Source organism: Actinocatenispora comari (genome assembly GCF_017312725.1).
Taxonomy (GTDB): Bacteria; Actinomycetota; Actinomycetes; order Mycobacteriales; family Micromonosporaceae; genus Actinocatenispora; species Actinocatenispora comari.
This window is the reverse complement of sequence record NZ_BOPO01000130.1, coordinates 105,094-126,150: the sequence shown is the minus strand read 5'-3', so window position 1 is coordinate 126,150 and position 21,057 is coordinate 105,094. Positions and strand designations below refer to the sequence as shown.

Below are 21,057 nucleotides of genomic sequence, written 5' to 3'. Positions count from 1 at the left end.
ATGTTCATCGTGACTTCAGGCACGACCGTAATTGATGTGAGGGGAAACCCTCGGGCCCGCGGGTCTTCGGCTGCGAGACCTCGCACCGGTGCCACCGGCCGCGCCGGCGGCTGACCACCGCGGCACCCGCTTCGACGCGGCCATCCCAGCGAGTCACGGACAGGGAGTGCAGGCAATGCGAGTACGGGCAATGGCCGCGGCGCTGGTCGCGGGCGTGCTGGCGGTGACCGCCAGCGCATGCAGCTCGGGTTCGGACGCGAAGGTGCCGTCCGATCCGAGCAAGGTGTCCGGCACGGTCACCATGTGGATCTACCCGATCAACGAGAAGATCGAGAACACCTGGTGGAAGTCGAGGGTCGCGGCCTTCGAGAAGAAGTACTCCAAGGTGAACGTCAAGGTCGTCGTCCAGCCGTGGGCGAACCGGGACGAGCAGCTGACCACCGCGATCGCCGGCGGCAAGGGCCCCGACGTGGTCTACCTGATCCCCGACCAGGTCCCGCAGTACGCGAACACCGGCGCGCTGGCCGACGTGTCCGACGTGGTCGCCAAGGACAAGGCCGACTTCCGGCAGAACGCCCTGGACGCGATGACCTACCAGGACAAGCTGTACGGGGTACCGATGCTCATGTCGGTGACCACCACGGTGGCGAACAAGAAGGTGCTCGCTGCGGCCGGCATCGACGCGCCGCCGACCACCTGGGACGAGGCGCTCGCCGACGGGGCCAAGCTGAAGAAGAAGGGCCTCTACCTCACCGACTACGTGGCCACCCCGGACGCCACCCTGAACCAGACGTTCTACCCGTTGCTGTGGCAGGCCGGCGGCGACGTGCTGTCCTCCGACGGCAAGAAGGCCGCGTTCAACTCGCCGGCCGGGGTCAAGGCGCTGACGTTCGTCAAGACCCTGGTGGACAAGGGGTACGTGCCGAAGGACAGCCTGACCGTCACGCCGAAGCCGGACCAGAGCGTGCTGTGCACCGACAAGGCGGCGATGGGCTTCGCGAGCTCCACCGCCGAGGTGACGATCTGCCCCGGATACCAGGCCGGAGACTGGGAGGTCGGCGCGCCGCTGAAGCAGACCAAGTCGGTGTCGTACGGCACCGTCGGCGGGCTGAGCGTGCTGTCCGGGTCCAAGAACGCGGCCGCCGCGAAGGCCTGGGTGCAGTGGATCAGCTCGGCCAGCCAGCTCAAGCAGTTCGACCTGGACCACGGCTACTCGTCCCCGCGTACCTCGCAGGGCAGCCTGCTGGCCGACCAGCCGCTGGTGGGCCAGAGCGAGAAGTACCTCGGTGAGATGAAGACCGGCGTCACCAACGCCGCGGCACCTCGGCAGCTGATGGACGTCGTCAAGCCGCACCTGCAGGCGGCGCTGCTCGGCAAGGTCAGCGTCAAGCAGGCGCTCGCCGACGCCGAGAAGGACGCGAACAAGCAACTCGCCCGGGGCTGACCCGGCCCGCCGCCGCCCGGACCACCGTCCGGGCGGCGGCGTCCGTGAGAACAGGAGCGGTACATGACGACCCAGACCGCGCGGCGCACCGAGCCGGCCGGTGCCGGCCGGCCGGCGCGCCCGTCCCGCTGGAGCCGGATGCGGCGGTCGGGCAGCGGGATAGCGCTGCTGTTCGTCGCGCCGTACCTGCTGCTGTTCCTGGTCTTCCGGATCGGCCCGACGCTCGCCGGGATGGCGCTGAGCCTGGCGAAGTACCAGATCACCGGGATCGTCGAGTGGCGCGGGCTGTCGAACTTCCAGCGGCTGTTCACCGACGACCTGTTCTGGAACGCGCTGCGGGTCACGGCGGTGTACACGGTGATCGCGGTGCCGCTGACGCTGGCCGTGGCGCTGGTGATGGCGCAGCTGTCGGCCCGCTCGATCCGCGGCATCCGGGTCTACCGCGCGCTGTACTTCCTGCCGGTGATCACCAGCCTGGTCACCAGCGGCGTGATCTGGCAGTGGCTGTACGCCGAGCACGGCCCGCTGAACGGGCTGTTCGGGCTGCTCGGCATCGGGCCGGTGCCGTGGCTGTCGTCCGGTGCGGCGGTACTGCCGTCGCTGTCGCTGCTCAGCGTCTGGACCCGGTTCGGCTACGACATGCTGATCCTGCTGGCCGGGCTGCTCGCGATCCCGAAGGAGTACACCGAGGCGGCGATGCTGGACGGCGCCTCGGCCTGGCAACGGTTCTGGCACATCACCCTGCCGCAGCTCAAGCCGGCGATGTTCTTCGTGGTGATCCTGGAAATCGTGCAGTCGTTCCAGGTCTTCGACGTGATCTACGTGATGACCGGCGGCGGCCCGGTGCGGTCCAGCTACTCGCTCGTGTTCTTCGTGTACGACCAGGGTTTCCACTACTTCGACTTCGGTTATGCCAGCGCCGCCGGCGTGGTGCTGTTCGCCATCACCCTCGTCGTGTCGCTCGTGCAGCGGCGCCTGTTCCGGGAGGACTGACCAGTGTCCACTGTGGAGCGAGTCGCCCGGAGGCCGCGCCGCAACAGGCGGCGGCTGTGGGCGCACCTGCCGCTGGCGATCGTCGCGGTCGCCACGATCTTCCCGTTCTACGTGATGATCGTGCTGTCGCTGCGCAAGGGGCAGTCGCTGTCGCTGCCGGACGCGCTGCTGCCGTTCCACGTCAACTTCGGCGCGTACGCCGACGTGCTGGCGCACGCGCAGGTGGTGCGCTGGATGCTCAACACCGCCGCGTACTCGGTGCTCAGCGTCGTGCTGGTGCTCGTGTTCGCGTCGTTCGCGGCGTACGCGTTCGCGAAGAAGCGGTTCTTCGGCCGCAACGTGATGTTCTGGACGCTGCTCGCCACGCTCATGGTGCCCTACCACCTGACGCTGATCCCGCAGTTCATCCTGATCTCCCGGATGAACGGGCTGGACACGCTGTGGGGTCTGATCGTGCCCACGCTGGCGAACACCCAGGCGCTGTTCCTGATGCGGCAGTTCATCATGGGCATCCCGGACGAGCTGATCGAGGCGGCCCGGATCGACGGCGCCGGCGAGATCCGGCTGTTCTGGCAGATCGTGCTGCCGCAGACCAAGCCGATCCTCGCCACTCTCGGCGTGTTCGTGTTCCTGTGGCACTGGAACGACTTCCTCTGGCCGCTGGTCGCCACCCGCTCGCCGGACCACTACGTGCTCACCGTCGGGCTCAACAGCCTGCAGGCGCAGGACTCGTCGTTGACGGTGACGATGGCCGGCGCGGTACTGACGTTCCTGCCGATCCTGGTGGTCTACGTGCTGCTGCAGCGGTACTTCGTCCGCGGCGTGACGATGAGCGGGCTGAAGTGAGCGGCGCTGGGCGAAGCGGCCGGCGCGGCGACGAGGCGCGGGTCGGCAGGCGTACCGGCGGTGCGCGGATCGGCATCGTCGGCACCGAGAGCTCGCACGTCGACCACGTCGTCCGGTACTGCAACGCCGAGCACCGCGCCGGCCCGGCCCGGGTGGTGGCGGTCGCGCCGGCCACACCGGACGAGCGGGTACGCGATCTCGGCATCGACCGGGTGGTCGGAGCGCCGGCGGAGCTGCTCGGGCTGGTCGACGCGGTGGTGATCGCCGACCGGGACGCGCGCCGGCACGCCGGGCAGGCGCTGCCGTTCCTGACCGCCGGGCTGCCGACGCTGGTGGACAAGCCGTTCGCCGCCGACGTCGCGGACGGCGAGGCGATGGTCGCCGCGGCCCGGCGGCACGGTGCGCCGCTCACCTCGTACTCGGCGCTGCGCTGGCATCCGGCGCTCGCCGCGGTGACCCGGATCGCCCCGCGCGCCGTGGTGGCCACCGGGCCGGCCGATCCGGCCAGCCCGTACGCCGGGATCCACTTCTACGGCACCCACCCGGTCGAGCTGGCGCTGCTGCTCGCGCCGGGGCCGATCGGGCCGGTGCGCATCGAGACCGGCGACGGGATCGTGGTCGCGCACGCGCTCGTCGGCGGTACCGCGGTCACCGTCCAGTTCGTCGCGCCGGCGGATCCGCCGGTGCCGTTCCACGTGCAGGTGACCGGCGCTGCGGAGGTCGTCGGTACCGCACTGGAGCTGGGCCCGGACTACCTGCATCCGGGCCTGGACGCGTTCTTCGGCATGGTCCGTACCGGGACCCCACCGGTGCCGCTCGACGACCTGCTGCGACCGGTCCGGCTCCTCGCCCCGGTCGCGCATCACCTGGCACAGACCGGATCCGGCCCGACGACGCCGCCGGCTCCGGACCGCAACGCAGCACAGCCCTGATCCGGGCTCCGCCGCGGAGCCCGGCCCCGAGAAGGGATCAACCGTGCGAAGACTCCGCCTCGTCCCCCTCGTACTCGCGCTGCTCGCCCCGCTGCTGCTCGCCGGCACCGCCGGCGCCGCACCCGCCGCGCCGGCCGGTGGCGCCGATCCGGTGCAGGACCTCGGTACCCCGCTCACCTCGCTGACAGTGATGCAGGGCGCGGTGGGCCACGAACCGGACGGTTCCGACGTCATCTACGCGGTACCGGCCGGCGAGAACGCCGAACTCAACGTCGTCGACGTGCACAGCAGGACGCTGAAGCGGGCGGTACCGCTGCCCGGCGCGGCCGGCGCGTGGGCGATCACCGTCGCCAGCGACGGCAGCGTCTACGTCGGCAGCTACTCCAACGCGCACCTCTACCGGTACACCCCGGCCGACGGCACGGTCACCGACCTCGGCCAGCCGATCGCCGGCGAGAGTTTCCTCTACGGGCTGACCGCCGGCGACGACGGCACCGTGTACGGCGGCACCTACCCGCACGCGCACGCGTTCCGCTACGACCCCGCGGACGGCAAGGTCACCGACTACGGCTCGCTGGACGACGTGCAGCAGTACGCCCGCTCCGCCGCGTACGACCCGGACGACCGGGCGCTGTTCGTCGGCCTGGCGACGCCGAAGGCGCGGCTGATGCGCATCGACGTCGACTCCGGCGCGACGACCGAGCTGACCCCACCCGACTTCCCCGGCACCGAGTTCTCCGACCTGACCTACGCGGACGGCCGGGTGCTCGGCAACGACCACGGGCAGCTGGTGGTGTTCGACGCGAAGACCGGCGAGCAACTGCACTTCACCGACCCGTCCGGTACCTCGGTGAGCGAGTTCCCGTTGTCCGGCCGCGGCGTCTCCCCGGCCCGGGACGGTGCCGTCTGGTTCACCACCAGCACCCTGCACCTGATCCGGTACGACCTCGCCACCGACACGCTGACCGACAGCGGTGTGCGGGTCACCCGCGGCGCGGGCATCGGGTACGGCTGGGTCGACGACCCGACCGGACCCGCCCTGTACGGCCTGGCCGGCAACTACTCCGCCGGCACGTTCCGGTTCGACCCGGCGACCAAGGGGCTCACCCAGTGGTCCTCGCCGCTGCGGTACGTGCCGGTGCCGCTGATGAACGTGCTGCCGGACCCGACCGACGGCACGGTGCTGGTGGACGCGTTCCTGAACGGGTCGGCCGGCGCGTACGACCCGGCGACGGGCAAGACGACCGCCGCGCCGCGGCTCGGCCAGGTCGAGGACTGGGCCTGGGGCGACGACGGCAAGGTCTACTTCGGCATCTACCCGTACGGGCAGCTGTCGGTGTGGGATCCGCACGCGCCGGCCGGCGCCGACAACCCGCGCACGCTGTTCGCGCTGGTGGACAGCGACGAGCAGAACCGCCCGGTGGCCGTGGTACCGCACGGGCGCAAGGTCTACGTGGGCACGACACCCGGCTATGGCGTGTACGGCGGGGCGCTGAGCGTGTACGACCTGGACACCGGCGACCTCGCCGTGCACCGCAACATCGTCCCGGACCAGACCGTCGCCTCGCTGCTGCCGGTCGGCGACGAGGTGTGGGGCGGTTCCAGCATCGACGGCGGCCAGGGCACCGAACCGAAGGCCACCGAGGCGACGCTGTTCCGCTACGACCCGGCGACCGGCACGAAGACCGCCGAGTACACCCCGGTTCCGGGCGCCGAGAGCATCACCGCGCTGACCGCCGGCCCGGACCACGACCTGTGGGGGCTCGCCGACGGCACGGTGTTCGTGTTCGACCCGGACACGCAGCGGGTGGTGCGCCGGATCCCGGTGTTCACCGGCGGTACCGGTGCCCAGGACGGCGCGCTGGTCTGGCGCGACGGCATGCTGTACGGGGTGTCCGGCGGTCGGCTGTTCGTGGTCGACTCCCTCGCCGGCACCGCGCAGGTCTTGCGGTCGAGCGGGCTGCTCCGGCTGGCGCCGGCCGCCGACGGCACCATGTACACGTTGCTGCAGCCGGCCGGCGGCGTCGACCGTACCCACCTGGCCGCCTTCACCCCGCCCGCCGACGCCTGCCCGGACTCCGACCTGCGCGGCACGGTCTGGGCCGGTGATGTCGACAGCGGCGTACCCAACCGGTTCGTCGGCGACGGTTGCACGATCATCGACCGGCTGCCCGACCCGACCGCGCACTGGGCCAGCCACGGCAGCTACGTCTCCGCCGTCACCAAGGCGGTGGACACGCTGGTACGCAACGGATCTGTCACCGACGACCAGGGCGACGCGATCGTCTCCGCCGCCGGTCGATCCACAGTGGACTGACACCCGGGTGGCACCGGCGGGCCGCCCGCCGGTGCCACCGTGGCGCTACTGCTCCGCCGGTTCGGACGCGTGCCGGGGGAGCAGGTAGACCAGGGCGAAGGTGACGGCGAGCAGCGCGATGGCGACCGGCATCGTGGTGCGCAGGGCGGCGGTCCAGTCCGCGGCGTCGGGGTGCGGGCCGGCGAGGCCGAAGAACAGCGAGCCGATCACCGCGGTACCGGTGGCGGTGGCGACCTGCTGCACCGCGTTCAACAGGCCGGCACCGGCGCCGACGTGGTCGTCGGACACGTCGCCGAGCACGAAGGTGAACAGCGGCGCGAAGACGGTACCCAGGCCGAAGCCGAGGACCAGCAGCGCCGGGGCGAAGTGCCACCAGGCCAGGCCGGCGCCGACCACCGCGAGCAGCCCGGTCAGGGCGGCCAGGCCGACGGCGATCACCACGACCCCGAGGTGCAGGATGCGGCGGCCGAGCCGGCCGGCGACGGCGCCGCCGACGATGCTGCCGGCCACGATGCCCAGCGCGTTCGGCGCGCTGGCCAGGCTGGCCCGCAGTGCGCTGTAGTGCAGCCCGAGTTGCAGGTACAGCGCGAACGCCAGGGTCACGCCCATCACCGCGGTGAAGAACACGACGCCAAGCACCAGCCCGCCGGTGAACGAGCGCCGCCGGAACAACGCCGGCAGTACCAGCGGATCCCGGCCGGCGCGGCTGCGGCGTACCTGGTGGGCGGCGAACACTGCGAGCAGCGCGGCGCCGAGACCGAGCAGCGCGAAGCTCCACCACGGCCAGCCGAGCTCGCGGCCCTGCACCAGCGGGTACAGCAGGGTGACCAGGCCGGCGCCGACGAGCAGCATGCCGACCGGGTCGAGCCGCTGGCCGCGGGTGGGTCGCACCGACGGCAGGAACAGCAGGGCGCCGACGATGCCGGCGAGCCCGATCGGCAGGTTGATCAGGAAGATCGACCGCCAGCCGGTGCCGAACAGGTTCGCACCGAGCAGTACCCCGGCGAGGATCGGCCCGCCGACCGCGGACAGTCCCATCACCGGCCCGAACGCGCCGAACGCCTTCGCCTGGTCCTTCGGGCCGAACATGTCCTTGAGCAGCCCGAGACCCTGCGGGATCAGGATCGCGCCGAACGCGCCCTGGGCGGCCCGGCAGGCGATCAGCATCGCCGGCCCGGTCGACAGTCCACAGGCGACGGACGCGGCGGTGAAGCCGACCGCGCCGAGCAGGTACATCCGGCGCCGCCCGTACAGGTCGCCGAGGCGGCCGCCGGTGATCAGCCCGAGCGCGAACGCCAGCGTGTAGGCGGCGCCGAGCCACTGCATGAACGTGGTACCGCCGCCGAGCCGGTGCGCGATGCCCGGCGCTGCGATGGTGGTGATCGTGCTGTCCAGCAGGTCCATCACCTCGGCGCACAGCACGACGGCGAGGCCGAGCCAGCGCCAGCGGTATCCGGGTGGTGCCGCGGTGCGGGTCACCGGGCCGGTCTGGGTCGTGGTCATCGAAGGCTCCCGTACGTCGATCGTGGAACGAACAGTGTTCGTTGCTCGACTACCGTTCTACGATGCGAATGGTGATCGCGTCAACTGGTATCGTGGCGGCGTCACTGTGCCGAGGGACACGCCGACGACGCGGCGCGAGGAGGTTGCATGACCGAGATCCCGGCGCCGCCGTGGCGCACCGACAAGCGGCCGGTGCGCCAGCCGCTGAGCCAGGACGCGATCGTCGCCGCCGCGATCCGGGTGCTGGACGCCGAGGGGTTGGACGCCGTCTCGATGCGCCGGGTCGCGCAGGAGCTCGGTACCGGACCGGCGTCGCTCTACGCGCACGTCGCGAACAAGGACGAACTGTACGAACTGATGCTGGACTCGGTGGTCGGCGAGACCGTCGCGGACGCCGAGAGCGCGGTGCACGAGCCTGACTGGCAGCAGGGAGCACGGCGGATCGCGCGGGCCGGCCGGGACGCGCTGCGCCGGCACCGCGACCTCGCCCGGGTGGCGATGACCGGGTTCCCGTTCGCGACGAACAGCCTGCGCGTCACCGAGGCGTACCTGGCGATCCTGCGCGGCGCCGGGCTGCCCGACCAGATCGTCGCCTGGGCCGTCGACCGGCTCGCCCTGTACGTGACCGCCGACGTGCTGGAGGGCGCGTACTACTACGCCAAGGGCTGGAAGACCGAGGAGCAGGCGCACGCCTACTTCGAACAGGCCGCCGACTACCTGCGGGCGCTGCCGCCGGAACGGTTCCCGAACACCGTGGCGATGGTCGACACGCTGATGTCCGGCGGCTCCGACGAGCGGTTCGAGCATGGCCTCGACATGATCCTGGACGGCGTCGCCCGGTACCTGCCGTGAGGCGGTGAACGGTCACAGCCGGGTGGCATGCTGCACCGCATGACCGACGACGAACAGCCCGACCGCGGCGACCGGCCGGAACGCACCGGTGAGCGGATCGACCACGAGGACTGGGCGTGCACGACCCTCGACCGGCAGCGGTTCGTCGACTGCGAGTTCGTCGAGGCCGACCTGACCGAGCTGGCCGCGACCGGCTGCACGTTCGAGCGGTGCACGTTCGTCGGCGTCCGGCTGAACGCCGCGGTGTTCACCCGATGCGCGCTGCTGCACTGCACGCTGCGGGCTGCGTCGCTGTTCGGCGTCACGTTCGACGACTGCAAGCTGACCGGAACGACGTTCCTGGGCTGCACGCTGCGGCCGCTGACGGTCCGCGGCGGCGACTGGTCGTACGTGTCGTTGCGCGGTCACGACCTCGGCCGGCTCGACCTGCGCGCGGTGCGACTGCGCGAGGCCGACCTGTCCGAGTCCGATCTGAGCCGCGCCGACCTGCGTGGCGCCGACCTCGGCTACGCGAAGTTGTCGCACGTCAAGCTGGTCGACACCGATCTGCGCGGGGCCGACCTGACCGCCGTCGCGCTGCGCGGGCTCGACCTCACCGGCGCCCGCATCGACCTCGGCCAGGCCGTCCAGGTCGCCAGCTCGTACGGCGCGATCGTCGAGGCATAACGCCCCCCGCCGGCTCGGTCACCCCGTACGCTCGGCCTGGGGAACGCCCGGCGGGGATGCGCGCACCGCTCCGCGGTTCGCGTTGGTCGGTCGGGTCGATCCAGCTGCCGTTCGGTCGGCCGTGGCGGTCTGCCGAATCGAGGAGAGGCTCCCCGGGGAGGAAGAAGCAAATGTCCTGCAGCCATTTGGACCGGGCGGCCGAGCGGCCCGACCCGCAGCCGGAGACGCCGGCCGGCTGTACCGACTGCCTGGCCGAGGGCCGGCACGACTGGGTGCACCTGCGGCTCTGCCTGACCTGCGGTCACGTCGGCTGCTGCGACTCGTCGCCGGCGACCCACGCGACCCGGCACTACCAGGGCACCGAGCATCCGGTGATGCGCTCGGCCGAACCGGGCGAGTCCTGGCGCTGGTGCTTTCCCGACGCCATGGTCGGCTGAGCCGCACCGCCGTCGCTGGTCCGCGCCGATCACGGGGTCCGGCCAGCGGGTGATCATGGTGTCGGGGCCGCGCCGCAAGCGCGTGCGCGGGGTATCCCCACCATGATCAACAGGACCGGACGTGCGACGGGGTGTGGACAGCGGCACCGGGGTGGCGTGACAGACTGCGATGTGTGAGCGAGCAGGCGACGATTCTCGACGGCAAGGCGACCGCGGCGGCGATCAAGGACGAGCTGCGGGCCCGGGTCAAGGCGCTGACCGAGCGGGGCGTCACCCCCGGGCTGGGCACCATCCTGGTCGGCGACGACCCCGGCTCGCACGCGTACGTGGCGGGCAAGCACCGCGACTGCGCCGAGGTCGGCATCACCTCGATCCGGCGTGACCTGCCGGCCGACGCCAGCCAGGCCGACGTGGAGCGCGCGGTCGACGAGCTGAACGCCGACCCGGCCTGCACCGGCTACATCGTGCAGTTGCCGCTGCCGAACCAGATCGACACGCAGGCGATCCTGGAGCGGATCGATCCGGACAAGGATGCCGACGGCCTGCACCCGGTGAGCCTGGGCCGGCTGGTGCTCGGCGAGGCCGGGGCGCTGCCGTGCACGCCGCGCGGCATCGTCGAGCTGCTCACCCGCTACGGCGTGGCGCTGCGCGGCGCGGAGGTCACCATCATCGGCCGCGGGACCACGGTGGGCCGGCCGCTCGGGCTGCTGCTGACCCGGCGTACCGAGAACGCCACGGTGACGCTGTGCCACACCGGGACGAAGGACGTCGCGGTGCACACCCGTACCGCAGACGTGGTGGTGGTCGCGGCGGGCAAGCCGCACCTGCTGACCGCGGACATGATCAAGCCGGGCGCGGCGGTGCTCGACGTCGGCATCACCCGGGTACCGCAGGAGTCCGGCAAGGCGAAGCTGGTCGGCGACGTGCACCCGGACGTCCGGGAGGTGGCCGGTCACCTGGCGCCGATGCCCGGCGGGGTCGGCCCGATGACCCGCGCGATGCTGCTGACCAACGTGGTCGAGGCCGCCGAGGCGCAGCTCGCCTGACCGGGCCGGCGCGCAACCCGGTCGGCGGTAGGGTCTGGTGCGAGATCCTCGGCCGGCACCCGGCGGCGCAACGGACCGATCCGAGGCCGGGAGGTGGGCATGGCCGGCAAGGTGTCGGTGATCGGCGCCGGCGCGTACGGCGCGATGACGGCGCACCGGTTGGCCGAGTGCGACGCGTTCGACACCGTCGTGCTCACCGACGTGGCGGAGGGCCGCGCGGAGGGGCTGGCGCTGGACATCGGCCAGTGCCGGCCGATCGTCGGGTTCGAGACGCACGTGGTCGGGCGCACCACCGGCCGCAACGGCGACGGGTACGACGTGCTGGCCGGTTCGGACGTGGTGGTGCTGGCGGCCGGCGTGCCGCGTACCCCGGGGATGGGCCGGCAGGAGCTGCTGGAGACCAACGCCGCGGTGGTGCGCGACGCCGCCGCGCAGATCGCCCGGTACGCGGCGGGTGCGGTGCTGATCGTGGTGACCAACCCGCTGGACGAGATGACCGCGCTGGCGCAGCGGGTGACCGGGTTCCCGCCGGCGCGGGTGATCGGCCAGGGCGGGGTGCTCGACTCGGCCCGGTTCACCACGTTCGTCGCCGACGAGCTCGGCGTGCCGGTCTCGTCGGTACATACCCTGACGCTCGGGTCCCACGGCGACGCGATGGTGCCGGTGCCGTCAAGGTCCACTGTGGACGGTCGGCCGCTGGCCGAGGTGCTCGAACCGGACGCGCTGGACGCGCTGACCGAACGCACCCGTACCGGTGGGGGCGAGATCGTCGCGCTGCTCAAGACCGGGTCGGCCTACCACGCGCCGTCCGCGGCGGCCGCCGCGATGGCCCGGGCGATCGCCGGCGACACCGGTGCGGTGCTGCCGGTGTGCGCGTGGCTGGCCGGCGAGTACGGGATCAGCGAGGTCTATCTCGGGGTGCCGGTCGAGCTCGGCGCGACCGGGGTGCGCCGGGTGGTCACGGCGCCGCTGACCGAGTCGGAGCTGGCCGCGCTGACCGAGGCGGCGGACACCGTCCGGGCCCGCCAGGCGAACCTGCGCTGATCGCGGCCCGCCGCGCGAGGCGGTGCCGACGCGTCAGGCGGTGCCGGCCGCAGGCGCTGGCCGCGGCGATCAGCGGCGGGCGAGCGCGATGCGGTACTGGCTGCGGGCGGCGCGGGGCGGCCCCTCGGCGGCGCACCACAGGCAGAACACCACGAACGCGCTCGGGATCGCCGACCACAGCCACCAGGGCGCGTCCCAGCCGCCGATCAGCCCGATCAGCAGCCAGACCACGATCTGTACCGCGGTCGACACCAGGGTCAGCCCGGTGAACAGCCGCAGCGCGACGAACAGCCCGGCCGGCGGGTACGGGGTGATCGGCACGCCGCGCAGCGCGGTGGTGAGGTGGCCGCGGTTGGTGGCGCCGTCGATCCGGTTCAGCGCCCCGGCGTAGGTTTCGGCGTCGACGTCGTTGCGCTGGTACGCGGTGCGCACCGAGTCGCGGGCGATCCGCCGGTCGATGTCGTCGATCGGCAGTATCTCGGGCCACAGTAGGTGGGTGGCGACCGTGGACGTGGCGCTCATCGTGCGGCTCCTGGGGGCGTGTCGGGGTGTGCGTCGGGGTTGGCGGTCCTGCACCTACCAACCTGCCCGAACGGCCGGTCGGTGACGATCCGGCGACCCGGCGTCCGGATCCTGGAGCTGTCCCCACCGCTTTCGACGCCGACCGGGCCCCAGGGTGTACGGGCGGAGGCCTGTCCAGTACGCTCGTACTGTTAATGACGTGAGAGGAGAGCCGGGCGGATGGCCAAGATCAAGGTAGCCAACCCGGTCGTCGAGCTCGACGGCGACGAGATGACCCGGATCATCTGGAAGCAGATCAAGGACCAGCTGATCCTGCCGTATCTCGATGTCGATCTTGAGTACTACGACCTGGGCATCGAGCACCGCGACGCGACCGACGACCAGGTCACGATCGACGCGGCGAACGCGATCAAGAGGCACGGCGTCGGCGTCAAGTGCGCGACGATCACCCCGGACGAGGCGCGGGTCGAGGAGTTCGGCCTCAAGAAGATGTGGCGCTCGCCCAACGGCACCATCCGCAACATCCTCGGCGGCGTGATCTTCCGCGAGCCGATCGTGATGTCCAACATCCCGCGGTACGTGCCGGGTTGGACCAAGCCGATCGTCATCGGCCGTCACGCGCACGGTGACCAGTACAAGGCGACCGACTTCGTGGTGCCGGGGCCGGGCAAGGTGACGATCACCTACACGCCGTCCGGTGAGGGCGAGCCGATGGAGTTCAACGTCGCCGACTTCAACGGCGGCGGCGTCGCGGTCGGCATGTACAACTTCGACGACTCGATCCGGGACTTCGCCCGCGCGTCGCTCCGGTACGGGCTGGACCGCAAGTTCCCGGTCTACCTGTCGACGAAGAACACGATCCTGAAGGCGTACGACGGCCGGTTCAAGGACATCTTCGCGGAGATCTTCGAGGCGGAGTTCAAGGCCGACTTCGACGCCGCCGGCATCTGGTACGAGCACCGGCTGATCGACGACATGGTGGCGCAGGCCATCAAGGGCGACGGCGGGTACGTCTGGGCCTGCAAGAACTACGACGGTGACGTGCAGTCCGACGTGGTGGCGCAGGGCTTCGGCTCGCTCGGCCTGATGACCTCGGTGCTGATGACCCCGGACGGCCGCACGGTCGAGGCCGAGGCCGCGCACGGCACCGTGACCCGGCACTACCGGCGCTGGCAGCAGGGCGAGAAGACGTCGACCAACCCGGTCGCGTCGATCTTCGCCTGGAGCCGGGGCCTGGAGCACCGCGGCAAGCTGGACAACACCCCGGAGCTCGGCGAGTTCGCCCAGCAGGTCGAGGCGGCCTGCGTGGAGACCGTCGAGGCCGGTCAGATGACCAAGGACCTGGCGCTGCTGATCGGCAAGGACGCCCCGTGGCAGTCCACCGACGAGTTCATGTCCTCGATCGCCGACCGGCTCGCCGCGAAGCGGTCCTGACCCTCCCGCCTGCCGGCGCTTCCGGCGAGCGTGAGTCGTTCGACGGCCCGGACCGTGCTCGGTCCGGGCCGTCCGCGTGCCCGGACCGAGGGCGGGCAGCACCGGCCACCGCGGGTCCGCCGGAGGAGTGAAACCGGTTGCGGCGCAAGCGAAATCCGTGCTGCACTGCGGCGTGATCGAACTGGACACCTCAGCCCAGGCCCTGGCGTACCGCCGGGCGTACGACGACCAACTGCGGGCCCGGCTCGGCGACAGCCGCGGCAGCACGATCGAGCGGGTCGGCCCGCTGGTCCGCCGGACCCCGGAGCAGGGCGCCGGCTTCGTGCTGTACCGCGATCTCGGCGGGCTGCGCGGCGCCGAGCTCGACGCGCTGATCGACGACCAGGTGCGGCACTTCGCCGCGCTGGGCCGGTCGTTCGAGTGGAAGTGGCACCACTACGACGAGCCGGACGACCTGACCGACCGGTTGCGCGCCAAGGGTTTCACCCCGGAAGAGGACGAGACCGTCCACATCGGACCGGTCGGGCCGCTCGCCGTGCCGGCCGAGGTACCGGACGGGGTCGTGGTGCGGGCCGCCACCGGCCGTGCCGACCTGGACCGGATCCGGGCGATGGAGGAGAAGGTCTGGGGCTTCGACCACTCCTGGCTGCCGGACGCGCTGGCCCGGTTCATGGACCCCGACGACGGTGACCCGGCCGTGGTGGTACTCGCCGAGGCCGGCGACGAGGTCGTCTGCGCGTCGTGGGCGGTGTTCCACACCGGTACCGAGTTCGCCTCGCTGTGGGGCGGCTCGACGTTGGAACAGTGGCGCGGCAAGGGCATCTACCGGGCCCTGGTGGCGTACCGGGCGAGGCTCGCCGCCGAGCGCGGCTTCCGCTACCTGCAGGTGGACGCGTCACCGGACAGCCGGCCGATCCTGACGCGGCTCGGCCTGCGGCCGGTCGCCGTCACCGTGCCCTACGTCTGGCGCCCCGTCGAGCAGGCCTGAGGCGACTGGGCGGAAGCGCCGTCCTGAGCCCGACGGGCGGCCCGCCCCGGTGCCCGTTCGGCGCGGACGGGCACCGGGTCGGTCAGGACAGCCGGCCGGCACCCTGGGAGGGGACCGCGAGGAACGTCGCCGGTTCGGTGAAACCGTTGGTGGCGAAGGCGGTCCGGACCGCGGTGGCGACCGGGTCGACCGCGCCGGCGTCGGTGAGCGCGAGCACGCAGCCGCCGAAGCCGCCGCCGGTCATCCGCGCCCCGTACGCCCCGGCGGACAGCGCGGCCGCGACCGCGGTGTCGACCGGCGGCACGGTGATCTCGTAGTCGTCGCGCATCGAGGCGTGCGACGCGGACAGCAGCGGTCCGATCGCCCGCAGCTGCCCGGCCCGCAGCAGCGACACGGTGTCGAGCACCCGTTGGTTCTCGGTGACGACGTGCCGGACCCGGCGGCGCGACTCGTCGTCCGGCAGCGCGGCGAGCGCCGCGTCCAGGTGCTCGGTGGAGATGTCGCGCAGCGCCGGGACGCCCAGGACCCGGGCCGCGGCCTCGCACGCGGACCGGCGGTTGGCGTACTCGCCGTCGGTGTGCTGGTGCGGCGCCCGGGTGTCGATCACCAGCAGGGCCAGGCCGGCCGCGTCGAGGTCGAACGGCACCTGCTCGTTGCTGAGGTCGCGGCAGTCCAGGAACAGCGCGTTGCCGGCCTGGCACAGGATCGACGCGGACTGGTCCAGGATGCCGGTGGGCGCCCCGACGTACCCGTTCTCGGAGCGCTGCACCAGTCGCGGCCGGGCCGGCACCGGTATGTCCACATCGGACAGTGCGGTGAGCGCGCCGAGCACGGCGCACTCCAGCGCGTGCGAGGAGGACAGTCCGGCGCCGAGCGGCACGTCCGAGTCGACGAACAGCTGGGCGCCGGCGACCCGGTGCCCAGCCTCGTGCATCGCCCAGACCACCCCGGCGACGTACGCCGACCAGCCGGTCAGCGCGCCCGGGGTGGCCGCCGCGGTCGCGTCGATCTCGACGGTCTCCTTGGTCAGCGTCGAGTGGACGGTCCACTGTGGACTTTCCACTCGACGGGCGGCGACCGTGGTGCGCTGCGCCAGCGCGAACGGCAGCACGAAACCGTCGTTGTAGTCGGTGTGCTCGCCGATCAGGTTGACCCGACCCGGCGCGTACCAGACGCCGTCCGGCTCCCCGCCGAACACCTCGGCGAAGGAACTCACGAGCCTTCCCCCTTCGTCGGAACGCTCAGCAGGCACGACACCCGATGCCGACGCGGGCTCACGGGCGCACCCCCGTACGGTCCGGCGAGCGCGTCACGACCGGCCCTTGTCGTACTGGTAGAAGGTCCAGGCGTCGGCGATGATGGCGTGCAGGTCGGCCCGCGCCGGCACCCAGCCCAGCTCGCGGCGCGCCTTCTCGGACGAGGCGACCACGACCACCGCGTCGCCGTCCCGGCGCGGTGCCAGCGTCACCGGCAGCTTCGCCCCGGTCACCTCGCGGACCACGTCGATCACCTGCTTGTTGCTGTACCCGTTGCCGTTGCCCAGGTTGAAGATCTTGTGCTGGCCGGGCTCGGTGTGCTCCAGCGCCAGCAGGTGCGCGGTGGCCAGGTCCTCGACGTGGATGTAGTCGCGGATGCAGGTGCCGTCCGGCGTGTCGTAGTCGTCGCCGAACAGGAAGAACTCGTCCCGGTCGCCGGCCGCCGCCTGCAGCGCGATCGGGATCAGGTGCGTCTCCGGGTCGTGCCGCTCGCCCAGGTGCCCGGCGTCGGACAGGGACGCGCCGGCCGCGTTGAAGTACCGCAGGCTCACCGCGCCGAGCTGGGAGGCGCCGCACTCGCCGGTCAGCATCAGGTCGATCATCAGCTTGCTGGACGAGTACGGGTTGGTCGGCCCGACCGGCGCGTCCTCGGTGATCTTCGCGGCCGGGTCGTCGCCGGAGACGTTGCCGTGCACCGTGCCGGTGGAGGAGAAGATCAGCCGGGGAGTGCCGGCGGCGCGCACCGCGTCCAGCAGGTCGAGGGTGCCGCGCACGTTGGTGTCCCAGTACAGGCCGGGCTTGGAGACCGACTCCTCGACCGAGATCTTCGCCGCGAAGTGCAGCACCCCGTCGAACCCGGCGTCCGGCGTCAGCACCTGCGCCACGTCGTGGATCGACAGCTGGTGGAACACCACCCCGTCGGGCACGTTGTCCCGGAAGCCCTTCGACAGGTCGTCCAGGACCTCCACCTGGTGGCCGGCCGCGAGCAGCTGGCGGGTGACGATACTGCCGATGTAACCGGCGCCGCCGGTGACGAGAAGCTTCACGGTTCTACCTCGACTCCCTCAACATCTGTGCCGCCCGCTCCGGGCGGATGTCGTTGACGAATGCCCCCATCGCCGACTCCGATCCTGCCAGGTACTTGAGCTTGCCCGGCGCGCGGCGGATGGAGAACAGCTGAAGGTGCAGGTAGGCGAGGTGCCGGTCGGCGTGTACCGGGGCCTGGTGCCAGGCCGACACGTACGGCATCGGCACGTCGAACAGCGCGTCGAAACGCCCCAGTACGTCCAGGTAGATGGGCCCGAACGCATCCCGCTCGGCGTCCGAGAGGGCCGGAATGTCGGGCAGCTGGCGGTGCGGGTAGAGGTGCACCTCGAACGGCCAGCGGGCGGCGGCCGGGACGAACGCCGTCCAGTACTCGTTGGCGGCCACCACCCGGGAGCCGTCCGCGCGCTCGGCCGCGAGCAGGTCGGCGAACAGCCCGCGCCCGCCGGTCCGGTGCCGGTACCGCCGGGCCGAGTCCAGACTCGTCGCGGTCTGCGGCGTCACGTACGGGTAGCCGTAGATCTGGCCGTGCGGGTGGTGCAGGGTGACGCCGATCTCCTCGCCGCGGTTCTCGAAGCAGAACACCTGCGCGATGCCGGGCAGCGCGGACAGCTCGGTGGTCCGGTCGGCCCAGGCCTCGACGACGGTACGCACCCGTTCCGGCGTCAGCCGGGCGAACGACGAGTCGTGGTCGGCGGTGAAGCACACCAGCTCGCAGCGGCCGCGACCGGGCACCACCGGTACCAGTCCCTCGGCGAGCTGGTGCCCGGCGCCGTCGCCGATGCGGTGGCTGAACGACGGGAACCGGTTCTCGAACACCACCACGTCGTAGTCGTACGCGGGGATCTCGCTGGAGCGTTCCGGGGTCGACGGGCAGAGCGGGCACTGGTCCGACGGCGGCAGGAAGGTACGGTTCTGCCGGTGTGCGGCGACCGCGACCCACTCGTCGAGCACCGGGTCGTACCGCAGCTCGGAGGCGGGCGGCGGCTCCGGCAGCTCGCGGCGGTCCGGCATGCTGCGGTCGGCGTCGTCGCGCTCGTCGAAGTAGATGAGCTCGCGGCCGTCGGCCAGCAGGATCGGGGTGCGTTTCATCGACTCGCCTGTCCAGCGTCCACGTCGTTGTCGGTATCGGGGGTGCCGCCGGCCGGCGCCACCAGCAGGTCGCCGACCAGCCCGCCCAGGATCTGCTGCGCCTCGTCGGGCAGTCCGTCGTCGGTGACCAGGGCGTCCGCCTCGTCCAGCCGGGCGATGGTGGAGATGCCGACCGTCTCCCACTTGGTGTGGTCGGCCAGCACGACCAGCCGGCGGGCCGCGGCCACCAGCGCCCGGTCGGTCTCCGCCTCCATCAGGTTCGGGGTGGTGAAGCCGGACCGTTCGTTGATGCCGTGCACGCCGAGGAACAGCTGGTCGAGGTTGAGCGACCGGATCGCGGTCTCGGCGAACGGGCCGACCAGCGCGTCGGACGGGGTGCGGATGCCGCCGGTGAGCACGACGGTCTGGTCGGTGCGGCCGTTGTGGTAGAAGACCTCGGCGACCGGCACCGAGTTGGTCACCACGGTCAGCGACGGCACGTCCAGCAGTTGGTGGGCGAGCGTCCAGGTGGTGGTGCCGGCCGACATCGCGATCGCGGTACCGGGGGAGACCAGTTCGGCGGCCCGGCGGGCGATGGCCTCCTTCTCGGCCTGCTGGCGCATCGACTTGGCGGCGAAGCCGGGTTCGTCGGTGGAGCCGGGGGCGAGGGTGGTGGCGCCGCCGTGCACCTTGGCGAGCAGCCCGCGCTGGGCGAGCGATTCGAGGTCGCGGCGGATCGTCATGTCCGAGACGTTGAACTCGCGCACCAGATCGGAGACCCGGACGCCGCCGTGCCGGCGGACCAGGTCCAGGATCGCGGACTGCCGTTGCTGTGCGAGCATCTGGGGGCCTCCTGCGGGTGCGCCGACTGCGATGCACCGGGCCGAACGTGCGGACGTGTTCGGCCCGGCTGACGGGGTGGCCCGCCGGTCGGCGGCGTGGCCCCCAGTCGACGGAGTCCGTCGTCGCCGTTATCAACTCTTATGCCAGACCGACCAAGAGTCAACACGTTCGAACGAGAGTGTTGCACACCTCCGCCACCACCCGATCGGTCGGGTCGGCCTCGTCCCGTCGGCCTGTTTCCCGTGCGTTGCCACCGGATAGCCGATCCGTGACTACCGTGTGGGCAGCGCGTATCGACGTACCGGGCGGGTTTGGCATCGATCGGGCCACGAGCGCGGCGAGGGACTTGACAGGTCCGCACACTGGCGGTGGAATGTGGGGACTTTTGAAGGGTCGCGTTTGATTCCTCGTTCTTTCCTGTAGGGGGTTTCCCATGGCGCAGTCATCGACCGGAAGCGGTCCCGGTGCCGCTGGCCATGCCGTCTCTCGGCGCGGCCTGCTGCGTGCGGCCGGCATCGGCGCGGGCGCGCTGGCGGTGCCCGGCCTGGCCGCGGCGTGCAGCAGCGACAGCGGCTCCGGCGGGACCACGAAGGGTGGCGGCAGCAGTTCGAAGATCACCTTCGGCTCCAACTACTCCGACCCCGCGCCGAAGCAGGCGTTCGCCTCGCTGATCTCGGCGGCGAAGGCCAAGACCGGCGTCACCACCAAGATCAACACCACCGACCACAACACGTTCCAGAACAACATCACGTCCTACCTGCAGGGCACCCCGGACGACCTGGCCACCTGGTTCGCCGGCTACCGCATGCAGTACTTCGCGAACCAGGGTCTGCTCGACCCGCTGGACGACGTGTGGGACAAGATCGGCGACAACTTCCCCGACGTGGCGAAGAACCTGTCGAAGGGCGTGGACGGGCACTACTACCTGGTGCCGATCTACAACTACCCGTGGGTGGTGCACTACAACAAGAGCACCTTCGCCAGCAAGGGCTACGAGGTCCCGAAGGACTGGGACGCCTTCATCGCGCTGTGCAAGCAGATGAAGAAGGACAAGATCGTCCCGCTCGCGTTCGCCGACAAGGACCTGTGGCCGGCCCTGGGCATGTTCGACATCCTGAACATGCGGATCAACGGGTACGACTACCACATGAAGCTCATGCAGAACAAGGCGGCGTACACCGACAAGGAAGTCACCAAGGTCTTCGACCAGTGGCGTGAGCTGATGCCGTACCTGCAGTCCGGCGCGAACGGCCGGATCTGGCAGGACGCGGCGAAGACGCTGGAGGCCAAGAAGGCCGGCATGATGTTCCAGGGCACCAACCAGGTCGCGGCGCAGTACGTGACCGACAAGAAGGACATCAAGGACCTGGACTTCTTCGCCTACCCGGCGATCAACCCGTCGTTCGGCCAGGACTACATGGACGCCCCGGCGGACGGCTTCATGATGCCGAAGAAGGCGAAGAACACCGCCGGCGCGAAGAAGGTGCTGGAGTACATCGGCACCAAGGAAGCCGAGATCGCGTACCTCAAGTACGACCAGTGGGACGTCGGTCTGGCCAAGGACCTCGTCGCGCCGACCTACAACGACATCCAGAAGAAGTCGGCGCAGATGATCGCCCAGCAGAAGGCGGTCGCGCAGTTCGGCGACCGGGACACCGACCCGGCCATGGCCACCGCGTTGGAGCAGGCGATCCAGAAGTTCATCGGTGAGCCCACCGCGGGCATGATCTCGACGATCCAGCAGAGCCTGGCCAAGCAGGCCAAGTCGATCTTCAACGGCTGAGTTCGCCCACCGCCGGTACGTCACGTGCGTACCGGC

General features: G+C 71.2%; 19 protein-coding genes. 13 read left to right on the top strand and 6 right to left on the bottom strand.

The window, feature by feature from the left end; translation table 11 throughout:
- Positions 1 to 175 precede the first annotated feature (175 nt).
- The 5 genes from NUM_RS32720 (at position 176) to NUM_RS32700 (ending at position 6,532) form a co-directional block, all read left to right on the top strand.
- Entirely contained in the window at positions 176 to 1,444 is a 1,269-nt protein-coding gene (locus tag NUM_RS32720) for an ABC transporter substrate-binding protein (protein ID WP_207128790.1), read from the top strand.
- Positions 1,445 to 1,507: 63 nt separating this feature from the next.
- Entirely contained in the window at positions 1,508 to 2,437 is a 930-nt protein-coding gene (locus NUM_RS32715) for a carbohydrate ABC transporter permease (protein ID WP_207128789.1), read from the top strand.
- Positions 2,438 to 2,440: 3 nt separating this feature from the next.
- Positions 2,441 to 3,283 carry a carbohydrate ABC transporter permease gene (locus NUM_RS32710; protein ID WP_207128788.1) on the top strand — a complete coding sequence of 281 codons (843 nt, stop codon included), beginning with the start codon at positions 2,441 to 2,443 and terminating at the stop codon, positions 3,281 to 3,283.
- Positions 3,280 to 4,215 carry a Gfo/Idh/MocA family protein gene (locus NUM_RS32705; RefSeq protein ID WP_207128787.1) on the top strand — a complete coding sequence of 312 codons (936 nt, stop codon included), beginning with the start codon at positions 3,280 to 3,282 and terminating at the stop codon, positions 4,213 to 4,215. The genes NUM_RS32710 and NUM_RS32705 overlap by 4 nt, the downstream gene beginning before the upstream one ends.
- Positions 4,216 to 4,258: 43 nt before the next feature.
- Positions 4,259 to 6,532 carry a PQQ-like beta-propeller repeat protein gene (locus NUM_RS32700; RefSeq protein WP_207128786.1) on the top strand — a complete coding sequence of 758 codons (2,274 nt, stop codon included), beginning with the start codon at positions 4,259 to 4,261 and terminating at the stop codon, positions 6,530 to 6,532.
- Between the two features lie 45 nt (positions 6,533 to 6,577).
- Here NUM_RS32700 and NUM_RS32695 read toward each other — a convergent pair whose 3' ends face one another.
- Complete coding sequence (locus NUM_RS32695; RefSeq protein WP_207128785.1) at positions 6,578 to 8,035, bottom strand: MFS transporter; 1,458 nt, start codon at positions 8,033 to 8,035, stop codon at positions 6,578 to 6,580.
- A gap of 147 nt (positions 8,036 to 8,182) precedes the next feature.
- Between NUM_RS32695 and NUM_RS32690 the strand changes: the two genes are divergently transcribed.
- The 5 genes from NUM_RS32690 to NUM_RS32670 all read left to right on the top strand — a co-directional run bounded on the left by NUM_RS32690 (position 8,183) and on the right by NUM_RS32670 (position 12,080).
- Complete coding sequence (locus NUM_RS32690; protein WP_207128784.1) at positions 8,183 to 8,887, top strand: TetR/AcrR family transcriptional regulator; 705 nt, start codon at positions 8,183 to 8,185, stop codon at positions 8,885 to 8,887.
- A 39-nt stretch (positions 8,888 to 8,926) separates the two neighbouring features.
- The gene (locus NUM_RS32685) at positions 8,927 to 9,553 is read left to right on the top strand and encodes a pentapeptide repeat-containing protein (protein ID WP_207128783.1); all 627 of its coding nucleotides are present in this window, start codon (positions 8,927 to 8,929) and stop codon (positions 9,551 to 9,553) included.
- A gap of 170 nt (positions 9,554 to 9,723) precedes the next feature.
- Entirely contained in the window at positions 9,724 to 9,990 is a 267-nt protein-coding gene (locus tag NUM_RS32680; RefSeq protein ID WP_030449338.1) for a UBP-type zinc finger domain-containing protein, read from the top strand.
- A 173-nt stretch (positions 9,991 to 10,163) separates the two neighbouring features.
- On the top strand, positions 10,164 to 11,036 hold the full coding sequence (locus tag NUM_RS32675) for a bifunctional methylenetetrahydrofolate dehydrogenase/methenyltetrahydrofolate cyclohydrolase (protein WP_207128782.1): 873 nt from the start codon (positions 10,164 to 10,166) through the stop codon (positions 11,034 to 11,036).
- Between the two features lie 99 nt (positions 11,037 to 11,135).
- Positions 11,136 to 12,080, top strand: a complete 945-nt coding sequence (locus NUM_RS32670; protein ID WP_207128781.1) for a malate dehydrogenase — start codon at positions 11,136 to 11,138, stop codon at positions 12,078 to 12,080.
- 69 nt (positions 12,081 to 12,149) lie between these two features.
- Here NUM_RS32670 and NUM_RS32665 read toward each other — a convergent pair whose 3' ends face one another.
- Positions 12,150 to 12,602 (bottom strand): hypothetical protein, encoded by a 453-nt coding sequence (locus NUM_RS32665; RefSeq protein WP_207128780.1) that lies wholly within the window; start codon positions 12,600 to 12,602, stop codon positions 12,150 to 12,152.
- Between the two features lie 219 nt (positions 12,603 to 12,821).
- On the opposite strand from NUM_RS32665, the gene NUM_RS32660 reads away from it, so the two are divergent.
- The gene (locus NUM_RS32660; RefSeq protein ID WP_207128779.1) at positions 12,822 to 14,036 is read left to right on the top strand and encodes an NADP-dependent isocitrate dehydrogenase; all 1,215 of its coding nucleotides are present in this window, start codon (positions 12,822 to 12,824) and stop codon (positions 14,034 to 14,036) included.
- A gap of 172 nt (positions 14,037 to 14,208) precedes the next feature.
- Positions 14,209 to 15,024 (top strand): GNAT family N-acetyltransferase, encoded by an 816-nt coding sequence (locus NUM_RS32655; protein WP_225919005.1) that lies wholly within the window; start codon positions 14,209 to 14,211, stop codon positions 15,022 to 15,024.
- Positions 15,025 to 15,106: 82 nt separating this feature from the next.
- On the opposite strand, the gene galK is transcribed toward NUM_RS32655, so the two are convergent.
- The 4 genes from galK to NUM_RS32635 all read right to left on the bottom strand — a co-directional run bounded on the left by galK (position 15,107) and on the right by NUM_RS32635 (position 19,237).
- Complete coding sequence (galK, locus tag NUM_RS32650) at positions 15,107 to 16,240, bottom strand: galactokinase (RefSeq protein ID WP_207128778.1); 1,134 nt, start codon at positions 16,238 to 16,240, stop codon at positions 15,107 to 15,109.
- A gap of 93 nt (positions 16,241 to 16,333) precedes the next feature.
- A complete protein-coding gene (galE, locus tag NUM_RS32645) occupies positions 16,334 to 17,326 on the bottom strand; it encodes a UDP-glucose 4-epimerase GalE (RefSeq protein WP_207128777.1) in 993 nt (330 codons plus the stop codon).
- A 4-nt stretch (positions 17,327 to 17,330) separates the two neighbouring features.
- Entirely contained in the window at positions 17,331 to 18,416 is a 1,086-nt protein-coding gene (gene galT / locus NUM_RS32640; RefSeq protein WP_207128776.1) for a galactose-1-phosphate uridylyltransferase, read from the bottom strand.
- Positions 18,413 to 19,237, bottom strand: a complete 825-nt coding sequence (locus tag NUM_RS32635) for a DeoR/GlpR family DNA-binding transcription regulator (protein ID WP_207128775.1) — start codon at positions 19,235 to 19,237, stop codon at positions 18,413 to 18,415. The genes galT and NUM_RS32635 overlap by 4 nt, the downstream gene beginning before the upstream one ends.
- A 434-nt stretch (positions 19,238 to 19,671) precedes the next feature.
- Between NUM_RS32635 and NUM_RS32630 the strand changes: the two genes are divergently transcribed.
- Positions 19,672 to 21,021, top strand: coding sequence for an ABC transporter substrate-binding protein (locus NUM_RS32630; protein WP_207128774.1), 1,350 nt, complete (start codon positions 19,672 to 19,674; stop codon positions 21,019 to 21,021).
- The last annotated feature ends 36 nt before the right edge of the window (positions 21,022 to 21,057 follow it).

Excerpts from the sequence above, each read along its gene's own strand:
- NUM_RS32720 (WP_207128790.1), top strand. The coding sequence starts at position 176 with ATGCGAGTACGGGCAATGGCCGCGGCGCTGGTCGCGGGCGTGCTGGCG.
- galT (WP_207128776.1), bottom strand. The coding sequence starts at position 18,416 with ATGAAACGCACCCCGATCCTGCTGGCCGACGGCCGCGAGCTCATCTAC.
- NUM_RS32630 (WP_207128774.1), top strand. The coding sequence starts at position 19,672 with ATGGCGCAGTCATCGACCGGAAGCGGTCCCGGTGCCGCTGGCCATGCC.
- NUM_RS32660 (WP_207128779.1), top strand. The coding sequence starts at position 12,822 with ATGGCCAAGATCAAGGTAGCCAACCCGGTCGTCGAGCTCGACGGCGAC.
- NUM_RS32680 (WP_030449338.1), top strand. The coding sequence starts at position 9,724 with ATGTCCTGCAGCCATTTGGACCGGGCGGCCGAGCGGCCCGACCCGCAG.
- NUM_RS32635 (WP_207128775.1), bottom strand. The coding sequence starts at position 19,237 with ATGCTCGCACAGCAACGGCAGTCCGCGATCCTGGACCTGGTCCGCCGG.
- NUM_RS32685 (WP_207128783.1), top strand. The coding sequence starts at position 8,927 with ATGACCGACGACGAACAGCCCGACCGCGGCGACCGGCCGGAACGCACC.
- NUM_RS32690 (WP_207128784.1), top strand. The coding sequence starts at position 8,183 with ATGACCGAGATCCCGGCGCCGCCGTGGCGCACCGACAAGCGGCCGGTG.
- NUM_RS32715 (WP_207128789.1), top strand. The coding sequence starts at position 1,508 with ATGACGACCCAGACCGCGCGGCGCACCGAGCCGGCCGGTGCCGGCCGG.
- NUM_RS32695 (WP_207128785.1), bottom strand. The coding sequence starts at position 8,035 with ATGACCACGACCCAGACCGGCCCGGTGACCCGCACCGCGGCACCACCC.
- NUM_RS32670 (WP_207128781.1), top strand. The coding sequence starts at position 11,136 with ATGGCCGGCAAGGTGTCGGTGATCGGCGCCGGCGCGTACGGCGCGATG.
- NUM_RS32665 (WP_207128780.1), bottom strand. The coding sequence starts at position 12,602 with ATGAGCGCCACGTCCACGGTCGCCACCCACCTACTGTGGCCCGAGATA.